Source organism: Paenibacillus sp. FSL P2-0121 (assembly GCF_037975345.1).
Lineage (GTDB): Bacteria > Bacillota > Bacilli > Paenibacillales > Paenibacillaceae > Paenibacillus_AQ > Paenibacillus_AQ odorifer.
Genome location: NZ_CP150245.1, coordinates 3,898,231 through 3,911,232 on the forward strand (window position 1 = coordinate 3,898,231; position 13,002 = coordinate 3,911,232).

12 protein-coding genes are annotated in these 13,002 nt (G+C 44.0%); all 12 read right to left on the reverse strand.

Going from position 1 to position 13,002, the window contains the following annotated elements:
- Positions 1–142 precede the first annotated feature (142 nt).
- The 12 genes from MKY54_RS17275 to MKY54_RS17330 all read right to left on the reverse strand — a co-directional run bounded on the left by MKY54_RS17275 (position 143) and on the right by MKY54_RS17330 (position 12,981).
- Positions 143–1,099: an ABC transporter ATP-binding protein gene (locus MKY54_RS17275; protein ID WP_076184417.1), complete on the reverse strand. Its 957-nt coding sequence runs from the start codon at positions 1,097–1,099 to the stop codon at positions 143–145.
- Positions 1,089–2,075 carry an ABC transporter ATP-binding protein gene (locus tag MKY54_RS17280; RefSeq protein WP_339187272.1) on the reverse strand — a complete coding sequence of 329 codons (987 nt, stop codon included), beginning with the start codon at positions 2,073–2,075 and terminating at the stop codon, positions 1,089–1,091. The genes MKY54_RS17275 and MKY54_RS17280 overlap by 11 nt, the downstream gene beginning before the upstream one ends.
- 1 nt (position 2,076) lies before the next feature.
- The gene (locus tag MKY54_RS17285; protein ID WP_081383373.1) at positions 2,077–2,979 is read right to left on the reverse strand and encodes an ABC transporter permease; all 903 of its coding nucleotides are present in this window, start codon (positions 2,977–2,979) and stop codon (positions 2,077–2,079) included.
- Between the two features lie 36 nt (positions 2,980–3,015).
- Complete coding sequence (locus MKY54_RS17290) at positions 3,016–3,978, reverse strand: ABC transporter permease (protein WP_036687660.1); 963 nt, start codon at positions 3,976–3,978, stop codon at positions 3,016–3,018.
- Positions 3,979–4,053: 75 nt separating this feature from the next.
- A complete protein-coding gene (locus MKY54_RS17295) occupies positions 4,054–6,195 on the reverse strand; it encodes a peptide ABC transporter substrate-binding protein (protein WP_076302598.1) in 2,142 nt (713 codons plus the stop codon).
- Positions 6,196–6,744: 549 nt separating this feature from the next.
- Entirely contained in the window at positions 6,745–7,611 is an 867-nt protein-coding gene (locus MKY54_RS17300; RefSeq protein ID WP_339187274.1) for an SDR family oxidoreductase, read from the reverse strand.
- Between the two features lie 2 nt (positions 7,612–7,613).
- Positions 7,614–8,117, reverse strand: a complete 504-nt coding sequence (locus MKY54_RS17305) for a hypothetical protein (RefSeq protein WP_179089435.1) — start codon at positions 8,115–8,117, stop codon at positions 7,614–7,616.
- 116 nt (positions 8,118–8,233) lie between these two features.
- Positions 8,234–8,794: a MarR family transcriptional regulator gene (locus MKY54_RS17310; RefSeq protein ID WP_076279322.1), complete on the reverse strand. Its 561-nt coding sequence runs from the start codon at positions 8,792–8,794 to the stop codon at positions 8,234–8,236.
- Positions 8,795–8,994: 200 nt separating this feature from the next.
- Positions 8,995–9,861 carry a GNAT family N-acetyltransferase gene (locus tag MKY54_RS17315; protein WP_339187277.1) on the reverse strand — a complete coding sequence of 289 codons (867 nt, stop codon included), beginning with the start codon at positions 9,859–9,861 and terminating at the stop codon, positions 8,995–8,997.
- A 499-nt stretch (positions 9,862–10,360) separates the two neighbouring features.
- A complete protein-coding gene (locus tag MKY54_RS17320; RefSeq protein WP_339187279.1) occupies positions 10,361–11,353 on the reverse strand; it encodes a helix-turn-helix transcriptional regulator in 993 nt (330 codons plus the stop codon).
- A gap of 525 nt (positions 11,354–11,878) precedes the next feature.
- Positions 11,879–12,334 (reverse strand): DinB family protein, encoded by a 456-nt coding sequence (locus MKY54_RS17325; protein WP_339187281.1) that lies wholly within the window; start codon positions 12,332–12,334, stop codon positions 11,879–11,881.
- A 158-nt stretch (positions 12,335–12,492) separates the two neighbouring features.
- Positions 12,493–12,981 (reverse strand): YfbM family protein, encoded by a 489-nt coding sequence (locus MKY54_RS17330; protein ID WP_076130031.1) that lies wholly within the window; start codon positions 12,979–12,981, stop codon positions 12,493–12,495.
- Between the last annotated feature and the right edge of the window lie 21 nt (positions 12,982–13,002).

Consider the following 13,002-nt stretch of genomic DNA (forward strand, 5'->3'; position numbering starts at 1 on the left):
TCAGTCTTTAAACTGCGCCCTATAAGCTGTTCACTTTGAAAAAAGTGACCTTCTTACAGGGCTTTTTTGTGTGTATGAATTAAAAAAGATGACTTCTATGATATACAGAAGTCATCTGCTGATTACTTAATTAAGCCACTACTTATTCTACCAAATGACACACGGCACTATGGCCTTCTGACACGATTTTCCGTTCAGGCTTGACAGCCATACATACATCCGAGGCATAAGAACACCGCGGATGAAAAGTGCAACCACTTGGTGGATTAAGCGGTGATGGCACCTCGCCTTGAATCGATACCATCTGCTGCTTCTGTTCCACACTATCCGGAATCTTCAAAATCGAATTTAGCAGGACCTGCGTGTAAGGATGCGTAGGTTTCTTGAACAATTCATCCGCCGGAGCTTGCTCAACCACCTCTCCTAAATAAAGAACCGCGATATCATCACTCAAATACTCCACTACTGCCAAATTATGCGAAATAAAGATATAAGTCAGGTTAAACTCCTTCTGCAAATCCTTTAGTAGTTGAATGACTTGAACCTGAATAGATACATCCAATGCGGACACCGGTTCATCACAAATGAGCAATTTGGGATTCAGTGACAACGCTCTGGCAATCCCAACCCGCTGCAATTGTCCACCTGACAGTTCATGCGGATAAGCGTATTGGACTTCAGAAGGCAAACCGACCCGCTCAAGTAGTTCGATCACACGCTCATGCCGGCTTACTTTAGTTCCGATTTTGTGGATAGCCATTGCATCTTCAATAGCGTCTCCTACCGTCATTCTCGGACTGAGGCTCGCCTTGGGATCCTGGAAAATAATTTGCATATCCCGGCGCATCGCCCGCAGCTTCTCTTTATTTGCCTTTGAGAGCTCCACGTCCTCAAAAAATATCTTTCCTTTGTCAGATTCGAGTAGACGCAGAACCATTCGCCCTAAGGTTGATTTTCCTGAGCCACTTTCCCCAACAAGCCCCAGTGTTTTCCCCGCTTCCAGGGTAAAAGAAACATTCTCGATGGCATGCAGCTTTTTTCCTTGTACACGAAAAGTTTTCGAGACATTTTCTACGCGCAAGAGCGGATTATTGGGCACAGGAAGCGACCTCCTCAGCATGATGGCAGGCGATCTGATGATCGGTGCTAAAATCACGAAGCTTGGGAACTTCATTCTGACACCGTTCAGTTGTATAGAAGCAACGATCGGCAAATGGGCAGCCGGTCAATGTTTGTGTAAGTGTCTTTGCCGTCTTTGGAATAGGCATTATTTCTTTTCCCTTGTGGCCCACTTCGATAATGGAGCGTTTCAATCCAAGTGAATAGGGATGCGCCGCCTCACTTATGAACTTGTCCGTAGTGGCTTTCTCCATGATTTGGCCCCCGTACATCACGATGATTTTGTCACAAAAGTTGGTCGCAAGGCCAAAATCATGCGTTACCATAACTACGCTCATCCCATGTTTTCTGCGTAATTCCTGCAATAGTGCAAGAATCTGCATCTGCACAGTGACATCAAGCGCGGTTGTTGGCTCATCGGCAATCAATAATTGCGGTTCACATGCCAAAGCAATAGCAATCATGATACGTTGGCGCATACCACCGGAAAATTCGTGAGGATAACTTTTAAACCGTGATTTAGGATCCGGAATCCCCATTTCATGCAAGAGCTGAATGGTTCGGTCAAAAGCTTCCTTCCGGTTTGCATATTGATGTGTCAGCATGGCTTCCATTATTTGATCCCCGATACGCATGATCGGGTTCAAGCTGGTCATCGGATCTTGAAAAACAACGCCGATGTCACGCCCACGAATATCTTCTAATTGTTTGGGACGCATTTTAAGTAAGTCCTTACCATTAAACTGAGCTGTCCCCGATGTTATTTTTCCATTTTCACGGATGAGCCCAATTGATGACATCAATGTAACAGACTTACCGGAGCCACTTTCACCAACAATCCCCAAGGATTCATTTTCATTGATCGAAAAACTGACGCCGTTTACGGCATAAACTTCATCTTCACTGCGGGAGAACTTCACATGAAGGTCATCAATAGAAAGTAGCGGTTCACCCATATTAATTGCCTCCTTTCGGACTGAATGCTTCCTGGAGACCGTCTGCTACAAACAGAAACGAAAGCAAGGTTATTGCAAAGATACCTGCCGGAAAATACAGCAGCCATGGAAAGCCGAGAATATTCTCACTGGCTTGAGCAATCATACTCCCAAATGAAGGGATTGGCGGCCGAAGCCCCATGCCAAAAATACTTAAGCCTGCAATCTGGATGAGATCACCGGGAATCCCGAAGGCGAGAGAGACACCCATACTGCCGATAACATTCGGCAACATATACCGTCTGGCAATATGCGCCTGAGATGCGCCTAACGCTCTTGCCGCTTCTACCATCTCCCCGTCCCGCATACTTAGGACCAGACTTCGGATCAAGCGTGCATATCCCGCCCAACCCGGAATTCCAATTGCTAGAATCAAAGATAAATACCCACGTCCCAGCATAATGACTAATATCAAGGCGAACAAAAACCCCGGCAAGGTCATCATAAAATCCACAGCACGCATAATAATCATATCGGCGATTCCGCCGCGCAATCCGGCCCACAAGCCCAATATAATCCCGATAATGAAGCTGACCAAAGTCGCGCCAAAAGCAATAATCAGAGCGCTTCGAACACTGAACAGAATCTGGCTGAACATGTCATGCCCCACATTATCCGTACCAAAAATATGCTGCCAGGTCGGCCCTTGATTGATGGCCAAAAAATCTCCCGTGCGATAGTCATATGGGGCCACCCAAGGTCCAATGATCCCCGCGATCAAAAAAAGGATAACCCAGACCAAACCAATAACGGCAAGACGATGTCTTTTAAATCGCTTCCAACCTTGATAAAACTGGGATCTCTGAAGATTCTTTTTTCTCTTCAAAGCTACATCCGATTGAGTTGCTGCAACTGTGCCAGCCAATTGCTCCCCCTCCTAGGTTCGTATAGTCTGTGCCGCTTATAATCTGACACGCGGATCAATAAAGGCATAAATAATGTCAACGAGTAAATTCATAATCATAATCATGGATCCCAGCAGAAATACAGATGTGATGGCGAGCGGATAGTCGAAACTGGTAAATGCCGTCTGCATCACCTGACCAAGCGCTGGAATGGCGAAAATTTGCTCCACCCAGATCGTGCCCATCACGGTAAAAGCAAATTGTGGTCCGATGACGGTTATCATCGCAGTCAGCGAGTTTTTGACACCATGCTTAAAAATCATCGGCCAATATTTGACACCCTTAGCTTTTGCGGTTCGCATAAAATCCGACCTCATGGTTTCGATCAGACTGCCCCGCATATATCTGGCAACAACACCGACATTCGCCGCAGATAAACAAATAATCGGCAAAATTGCTTGCCTCCAGTGACCCCATCCCGTTACGGGCAGAATCCCTTGAAACACAACACCAAATAACAAAACCATAATCACCGCGAGAACAAATGCCGGAATAGCCTGACCCGTCAATGAGATGGTGCTTACCACATAATCAATCCAAGTGTTACGTTTGAGTGCTGCAATAATGCCAAGCGGAACCCCGATAATTACCGAAAGAACAACAGATCCAAAGGCCAAAAGTGTACTGATCGGCAAAGCCTGCTTCAGTTGAGTCGCAATTTGCAAAGACGGATTCTGCATCGAATTACCGAAATCGAAGGTTAATTGATGCCAAATATACTTCATGATTTGTTGCCACAGCGGTAAATTCAAACCATACCGGCTTTGAAACTGGTCCATGACTTGTTGATAGAGAACAGGGTTTTGCCCTTGCAGCGGAGCCAGTGCCGTAGCCATGGTATTCGTATTCATGAAACCGCCAGGTGAATAATACATCATGGTATAGCTAACTGAAATGACCAAGATTAAAGTGATAATAATTTGTAAAATGCGCTTTGAAATAAATTTCAATATGGTCAAATCCGACCCTCCTTTACCGATTCACGGGCACCATAATTGGCGCCCGTGATTGGTAATTATTCAACCCATTTAGGATTATTCTACAGATAAAAGATGTAGCCCATAGAAGTTGCCCCATGCCCAAGGATTTGATTGCACTCCTGTAATGCCGGGTTTTACCAAGAAGTATTGCTGTTGATAATACAACGGAACAGCATAAGCTTCTTCGAGCAGGTTATTAACTACCTTAGCCGCGATAGGAGCAGCGTCTTCGACGGTCAGCGCATTTACGAATTGCGCTTGCCACATTCTCAAATCTCTTAAGGTATCAGATTGATAACTGTTGTAATATACCTGTACATCAAGTGCATTTTGATTCAACTTGCCACCTGGCGCGTTTGGTGCTACGAAGGTCCAAGCGGTTACAAAGGCGGCATGTTTTTCATCGTTATTTTTAGCATTTTTCCAAAGGTCTACAATCTGTTGCCATTGTTCAGCGGCCGTTGGAAGCCCCGGTTGTTTCAAATAAGGCTGCCAATCTGCAGGCTGCTCTGCTGTCCATTTATCCAAAAAGGCGATATCCTCATTAGCAGCTTTTTCTAATGCTGCCCATTCGCTCCATTCCACACCGGCGTTCTTATTATCCGGATCCCCATATTTTTCAATGGCCGGTTTATAATAAGTTTCCTTGGTCCAATCCACGAATTGTTTCGTAGCTTCTAGCGGGGCATCCAGTGTTCCTATGGAATATAGTTGCTGCGTTGCACCCATGTCCAAACTTCCTGGTTCACTCCAGTTGGTTGCGCCCGACGCCAGAATAAAGCCTGGTTTTGCATCGCCCTGAGGTCCGCTGTACTGATAAGCGTTAAACTGCGCCTCATTGAGCTGAACTAGCTCTGTTTTGATACCAAGATTTTGTTGCAGTAATTGACCTAACGCCAAAGCGATTTGTTCACCCTGAGCATCTACTTGCTTGACCCCAACATACAACGATAGGGTTGGCAGACCTTTACCGCCTTCATAACCAGCATCCTTCAATAATTGTTTGGCTGCCTCGAGATCTTCCGGAAGTCCTTGCTCCAGTTTTTCCGTTGGCCAACCTGGTGAAGCAAAGATATTGGTCGCCCCGCCCATGCCGTTCAGCACCGATTCTACGATCGGTTTACGCTGGATCGCTTTGGCGATAGCCTGGCGCACCTCTTTTTTGTCATATGGAGATTCCGTTGTCGGGTTGCTCCAGAGCAAATATTTGATCGCATAAGTCGCTGCAGTATACAGCTGGGACTTTAGCTCCTCCGTTTTCTTCACGTATTGTAAATCAGACGCGCTTTGGATTAGAACGACATCTGCATGGCCGGACATATAATCCTCCACCGGCACGGTTGTCGCCGGAAGAACATGGATGGTCTCTACATTGCCGTGATTAAGCTGGCCGGCTGCACCTACATAATTCGGATTGCTCACCATGACGAGTTCACCGTTAGGTGTAAAAGATTTAACCATGTAAGGGCCATTGCTCACAAAATTCCCCGGTTCAAACCACTTACCAGGGTTCGCTTCGACCGCTTTAGGATTCATAGGCATCGACCCGGAAAGAACCATATCCCCCAGAATAGCGTGAGGCAGCGTGGTCGTAATTTCCAGCGTGTAATCATCAACTACTTTTAGACCAACTTCTTCTTTACTTACAGATCCGGCATGGTATGCATATCCGTTCTTCACAAAATTAAGTACGCTTAGCCAAAGTTGTGCGGTTGTGTTAGCTGGATCCAATTGATACATATAAGAAAAATAAAAATCATGGGCGGTTACTGGATCGCCGTTTGACCATTTGGCATCTTTACGGAGGGTAAATGTCCAAGTTTTTTTGTCATCGGAAACGGTATAACCTGTCGCAATTTTCGGAACGATTTCATTATCCTGATTGTAGCCATAAAGCCCTTCGAGCAAAGTTCCTTGCCCTACCAGAATTTGTCCTTGCCATTGTGTAGGATCGAGCGTCGGGATCTTTGGATTGAAAACGGTTACCGAACTTCCCGCTTTAATTTCAAGATCAGAAGCGCCCTCATTCTTAACTGCCGTTTGACCCACATCACTGGTTGCTTTTACCGAAGTATTGCTATTACCTGCAGCATTTTTACCGTTCTCATTGGCACTATTAGAGGAATTACTGCAAGCAGTCACAGATAACAAAGAAAATGACAGAAGTAGAGCTAAGAACGCGTTCTTTTTTTTCATCCTCAAGTGAACCCCCTCATACATAGTCTTGAAACAAAAAAACTAACATTTTATTATCTTGTTATCTATGATGTTATCCTTCACCTTTTCATGCTTTGCCCCCCTAAATTTAAACTCCGATGTTTGTTGGTGAACTTACGAATATCTTCTTTTGAATATCACTCAGGAAACTAAGAGTAATCGCTTACATTCTAAAATTTTCCACAAAGATTGTCAAGAAAAAATGTTACGTTAGTTAGCATAACTAGTTATTATTAATATAACTTAATCTTATAATATGAATTTTTCGTTAATTTTTTATTAGCTTTTTTAGTGTTATTTCGTAAATAACACTAACTTATTGACGAATTTTAGCTTATTTCTTGTAATGCTGATATAAATGCTATAGAAGAACTAGTTCTATGAGTTGAGTTCCTTAGGACATAATAAAAAGAGTGCATCCCGGCAGTCATTTTATGACCTTTGGGATACACTCTGAACCATTTAGATATGGGAATCGGAATAAAATACTGTTATCGATACAAATATCAGAATAGGTGGACTCTGCCTCTACCGGAAATTATCTACACACTCATGTAGAAAGGCGTCTAGTGTGCGTGGATCTCTGCCGAGTAAACGCTTCACAGTGTCATTTGGACTTTCTGGCACCATCCTAGACATGGTTTGAATTTCCACAACGTGGTTCGCGAGCCAAAGAGGCAGATTCCCATGCTCAATAAGATTACGGAGTAGTACTTGAGGGTCCATGTTGATGTAACTTATCGGCCGATTAAGCAGGGCAGATAGTCGACTCGCGATCTGGGGATAACTGAAAATCTCCGAACCAGTAAGCGTATATATATGGCCTGATACCTTGTCGTTGGTCAGAACTTCTGCGGCAACGTCTGCAATATCGCGACAGTCAATAAAGTTACACGGTGAAACGCCCATAGAGCCGAAGAAAACATTTTGGGTTGTGATCGTTGGTGCAAAGCGCATTAAATTTTGCATGAACGCATAAGGGCGCAATACGGTATGGGTGATACCCGATACCCTCAACGTGTTCTCAATTTCTTGATGCCAGCCCGCCACTGCCACTGGAGCGCTATGCTCAAAGGCTGGACTGGATATTTTTACGATATGTTTGATTCCAGATTCGGTGGCAATCTGAATGATTGAGGTTTCCAATTCGATTTGTCTTGGACTGTTGGACATGGCAAGGAAGAGCTGGCTAGCACCTGTAAACGCGCGGCGCACCGATGTAGGGTCAGAAGCATCCACAAAAGCGACCTCGATAATTGATCGGCTTTTTTCTCCGATTTGATCACGCAACTTCTCTGGCTCTCTGCTCAGCGCCCTGACAGGTACACCAAGATCAACCAAACGTTCCAAAAGCGCACTTCCAATCGTACCTGTTGCTCCCATAATAACTATCATTTTTATCTTCTCCTTTTGGATGAAAAATCAGTTGTGACGGCAAGTCGCCACCGCCATGTCACTATCGTGCTCGCTATGAATCCAGACAACGGGAAATCGATCCAGACACGATTTACCCAGACCAAGTGATTACTCGGAATCATAATTTCTACTACAACAGATGTCACCCATGCAGCGTATAGCCCAAATGAGGACCCGGCCATTGCGAATACCCCTACCACAACCAAGTGAGGTGCACCGATGACCCATCGCAAATGGCCCACTCGACTATGCAACAAAAGTCCAATCATCAAGGCCATCAAGGCGGATGCACCGCCAATAGTGGTCAATGCCGCTATTTGAAGCCCCCTATCTGCAGTAACCAATCCCCCGATACCTGCCATAATGGCAGGAGCAGCATAGGCCATTACAACTTCACGCCATAGTACAAAAGTCTTTTTCTTGGAACCAACAGCCTTGATGCTGTAAACATCATCTGTCTGATTCGGGTTTTTCATCTGGTTCATTTACTTGCTCCCTTCTTCTTTGAAATAGTTCAACGATTGATTTCAGCGAACTATAATTAGGCGCCTAACTATATAAGAGTAAAAATAGGCTAGCTTCACTAGCCCAATTCTACTCATTACTGATGTTTCCCCTTTGGTTTCGAGCCTAATTCGCCCGTAAGTGCTGAAATGCCTTGTGTAACTCGACCTAGCAAGTCGAGAAATACGCTGCGTTCTTCGATGTTGAGCAACCCCACCATAGCTTCCAGCCGAGCGAAATGCTCAGGAGCCATTTCACGGAGCTTCTTCGCTCCTTCTTCCGTTAAAACAACTGATTTCTGACGGCCATCGTCTGAGCTTAATCGCCGAGATACTAGCCCATCTCGTTCAAGAATGTCGATAAGACCAGTCACTGTAGCACGTGTAACTCCTAGATGCTCCGCTAATTGCGAAGGCAACTCTTCTCCTTCGTTATCTTCAAGATCTGCCAATAAACGATAACGCCCTGTTGATAAACCGAATCTAGAGAAATGAATCTCCGAGGCGTGTCCAAGCATGGCTCCCGCTGCCATTAGCCTAGACGCGACGAGTATAGCCTGTGCGTCTATGTCTAGGTTATAGCGATCAATCTGACGCTTGGATTGTACAAGCGAGGGAATAGCCTCAATGTCGTTTATTTTTTTATTATTGTTGTTCATATATGTAGTATGGTCCCTAACTACTTTTATGTCAACTCATTTTTTTATACCTCGGCAACCCTGGAGTTAAACAGTTGCATTTGGTTGTAACTCTATATTTCTCCCAAAGCTTGATCAATCGACCTTCAAGATCTTCAATCCGTAGTGAATATTCTGCTCTTATTTTCTAAAGTAGTAGAAGTTCTGTCCGCATCATTCTACTATTCAAATTTTAACTGAAGCGAATCACAGATTGGCATATAGCCTATCTTTTGATAAATGCTATTAGATGTGGGATTTGCTAAGTCGGTATATAAGACGCATCTAGTAAACCCTTTATCCAATGCAAGTTGGCTTATTTGCGCCACAATTGAAGTTGCGTAACCCTTTCCGCGCTCATATGGAGGGGTATATACAAATGCTACGCCAATAGCCGTCTGCATCTCCCTTGTATATCCTGCCATAGAAACGGGTATCCCGTTGTCCTCTAAAATATATAGTTTTTTCGATGCTATTCGGTAGAGGTAAGGGTCTGCATCTTGCGGGATGGACATTTCTGTTTTACCATAACTCCCCGCTGCATAAAATGCTTCAGCCCAGTAAGGGAAAAAGTGAATATCCTTTTTATCTAATAATCGAACGATACCAACCTTTTGAATGTCTGGGTTTACTGCCGTAAGTTCATATATACGTTGGGTCATGATTGTTTTAAAGGTTGTTCCCTTGCGCAAGGTATATTCTTTGGCAAAATACTCTGCCAAGGTTTTTTCGGTCATCACACCTGGAATTTCACGGTCTTTCAGCCCATCTATCAGACAGTTTATAGCTTCTGGGTTAATTATGTTGTCTGTTGCATAAAGCGTAATATTGTGTGGCGGTGTCATTATGGCGGTAAGTTGTATGCCCCTAGCATCCGAAATCGTTACCATAAGCCAATTTACAGGGTCACGCCAGTCTGTTTTGTCTTTTCCTTCATGTCCAATTATGATATTGCCAAGAGGAATCAAATTTTGTGCTTCATGACGCATCAGCATACCATAGGTATCATTGTAAAACTCATACACATCCGTATACAACTTGAATTGCATTGCAATATCCCCCTTTCATCTGCTCAACGTTTTACCGGATTTTCCGAACTAATCGTTCTTCTTACAGTTTGTTGATTTTTCGCCTGCCAATTTAATAATTAATTAATGAAGACGCAAAAAACCCCATCCCATTAGGGACGGAGTTGCTCCGCGTTACCACCCTGATTGACGTTTATAATAAACGTCCTCTAAGCCATCGTCCAACAACGATGCTTCTTTGTAACGGTAGAATCCCGGTCCCATCTACTATAATTCGGGGGACAGCTCTGAGGTGATTTTTGGATTCGGATATCCGCTGCCTCGCACCAACCGGCAGTTCTCTGAACGGCTTTTCCAGATCTATCTGTCAATAATTCAAACAACAATAAGGACCTTTAAACTTATATTGCTTCTAAAGCAGATAATCTAACTAATCATGCGACGATATGAATGCGGAGACTACACTCCAGTCTGCTTATTTTCTTCATCAGCACATAGCACCAACCTTTTACTTACCTGCTTAATCTGTTTCGATTAGCTTAGAGGTCAACTTCACTACTGGCCTGATATACTTCAAAAACCGCTCCGGATCGTGATAAACGTAAATGATTCTCCCAGCGGAAGTATCAAAGCAGTAACCAGTGTCTGCAAAATTAAAAGTTGCCATTGCCCTTTCCATCTTTTCCTCTACACTACGATTTTCCTGCTCATAATTGAATGGCCCATGTTCAAAAACAATATACTCGGCTTCGAGAACATCAATCATAAGCATTTGTGGAGGTACTTCACCTTTATAATCAAAAGGAAGACGTACACCAAAACACTCTGTACGTGGAATACCCCAATCGCAGAGTCTGCCATCCGGGTCATTAATGTAAGCCATAATCTGACCGCTGCCACCGTTAGATTCACTCCCGCCCTCGTCATCCAATTTGCCCTTGATACTATCGAGTAAGCCGCAAATTGTTTCGCAGTCCTGTCCTGTAATAAGACTTTGCTTTTGCCAAAAATCCCAATACCCATTACTCTCATAGTTTTTAATGTGCAAAAATTTGTGAGTGGGAATGGTTACAAAATAAATGTTAAGATCATCTGTAGATTTCATCATACCAATCTCTCCAAATCCGAAAAAGTAGCGGTCGAAAGAGTTTATTTTTGTACGAAGGGCGACAGGCATAGGCTTTTTCCGGTAATCACTTGGAGTTACACCATATGTTCCCTTGAAAGCCCTGGTAAAAGCTTCATGTGATGAAAAACCATAATCAAAAGCAATATCCAAAATGCTCTTTTCACTATCCCGAACCTCTTTTAGTGCAAAGGCTAATTTTCTATGCCGTAGATAATCCCTAAATTGCATTCCCGATATTTCCTTAAATTTTCTCGTAGTATGAAATTCGGAATAACCTAACTTGTGAGAAAGAAATCGTAGCGTTATTGCTTCACTGTTACGATTCTTAATACACTCGTCAATTTCATTAACGATTATTTGGATTTGCTTGTGCCACTCATACAATTGGTCTGTTCACCTCGTTTCAACCACTCTATAGTCATTGTAGAGTAATGGAATTTGCATTGCTTGATTCTACTTGCGGAAAAGAGATGACAATTCAAACGTTTTGGTCCTACTATTTCGGAATCTCATCATGAAACGGTACCACTATTTCGTTTGTATCGTTAAGGAATACATATTGAATCTCAGATTTCCTCTTTGCATTTAGTGGTCGGTGTATAACCCTATCGTTCTGTCAAAGTTATTTCCGCAAGCAGCTTAAGCGTGTCATGCATTCGCAGGATGGACAAGAAGCATGGAGTATCGGGAGGCATTAAACAAAAGGGCTCGGACCCGTTGAGACATGGGAGTGAAAATGACATGCCCCTACAGTTGTTCCAAGCCACCGCCTCCTCAATTTCCTTCTTATCTCACATTTAGCTAAAGGGTTAAATCCTACGAATTCATGAGCCTGCATGAGTAAACTAAATCATTTCGGAGGAGTTCAATGCCCATCTCATTCCGGGTAATGGTGATGATTAGGCCCTGTTAGAGTCTGGCGAACGTGATGTAATCGACTTGGACAGGTTCTGCCAATTCCATCCGAAGTGCCCGGTTGATCTGTCCCCGGTGATATTGCCCATGTAAAATGACCTGCGACAAGATATCCCGGACGGACGTTTGGAACGGGACTCCGTTCTGGTTCGCATAATCGACCATCACGTCCAAATCAGATTCCTCGAGCCCTTCGATATACACACGATATTTCTCGGCGTTTTCTTCGAACATCGTTCGGATCGCCGTCAGGTCCTCCGCTTCCTCCCACAACGAATATTGCGCACTACCCTTGCCCTGCAATCGGGACAGCCAGACTCGTTCCGCAACCGCAACATGCCGAACCAGCTTCAGAAGGTCCTTGTTCTTCATCTCACTCTCCTCGAGCGCTTCTAAGATTTGTGCGTCCGCCCAGTACAGGTGGTCCATCATACACTTGATCGTCTTCATTTTCGTTTCCCCCTCTTCGTCTCATTGATTAATTGAACCTACCGTTTCCCGTAATTGGTCATTTATTTCACAAATCATCATAATCTTCATCAGTCAAAGGTTCTATTTTTTATCGCGCTCAATGGAATCAGGAGACGTGTGTCGTCTTTTGGTTAGAATCAGAAAATATAAAAGATGAGACCTTTGCCCTCGGCTACAGTTTGGCTGTAGAAACGCCGGATTTCGTTAAAATGCTGTAGCAGGTAGGCAAAGAACGCATCCTTATCCTCGTCTGAAACAATATCAGGTTCAAGAGGATATACTTCTTCCTTAACCATGGCCGGGAAATCATACCGCAAGCGGAGCTGCGCTTCATCCAGCTCAGAAATAACCTGATGAGCTTCTGCAACTTGCTTGGCACGTAAGGAAAACGCCCCGAATGAGCCAAAATCGATGCCTTTGTCTGATGTCAGCGGAACAACATAACTAAGAGGGGCATCTCCATCGGAAATAACTCCACAAAGCAAGTAGTGAATCGCCTCCCAGGATCTATCAATGTCCAGTCCGGGATAATCGTCTATTTTCAAGCTATTCAATGCAATGTCGCCTGTAACAATTTGTTGCACTAGGTTGTCATCCATAGCAAAGTAATATCCACGCATTCCCATGTTGTCATCCTTCCTTCCATT

Bases quoted from the DNA above. Each gene is read 5' to 3' on its own strand.
- MKY54_RS17280 (WP_339187272.1), bottom strand. From the start codon at position 2,075: ATGGGTGAACCGCTACTTTCTATTGATGACCTTCATGTGAAGTTCTCC.
- MKY54_RS17295 (WP_076302598.1), bottom strand. From the start codon at position 6,195: ATGAAAAAAAAGAACGCGTTCTTAGCTCTACTTCTGTCATTTTCTTTG.
- MKY54_RS17300 (WP_339187274.1), bottom strand. From the start codon at position 7,611: ATGATAGTTATTATGGGAGCAACAGGTACGATTGGAAGTGCGCTTTTG.
- MKY54_RS17305 (WP_179089435.1), bottom strand. From the start codon at position 8,117: ATGAACCAGATGAAAAACCCGAATCAGACAGATGATGTTTACAGCATC.
- MKY54_RS17310 (WP_076279322.1), bottom strand. From the start codon at position 8,794: ATGAACAACAATAATAAAAAAATAAACGACATTGAGGCTATTCCCTCG.
- MKY54_RS17315 (WP_339187277.1), bottom strand. From the start codon at position 9,861: ATGCAATTCAAGTTGTATACGGATGTGTATGAGTTTTACAATGATACC.
- MKY54_RS17325 (WP_339187281.1), bottom strand. From the start codon at position 12,334: ATGAAGACGATCAAGTGTATGATGGACCACCTGTACTGGGCGGACGCA.
- MKY54_RS17330 (WP_076130031.1), bottom strand. From the start codon at position 12,981: ATGGGAATGCGTGGATATTACTTTGCTATGGATGACAACCTAGTGCAA.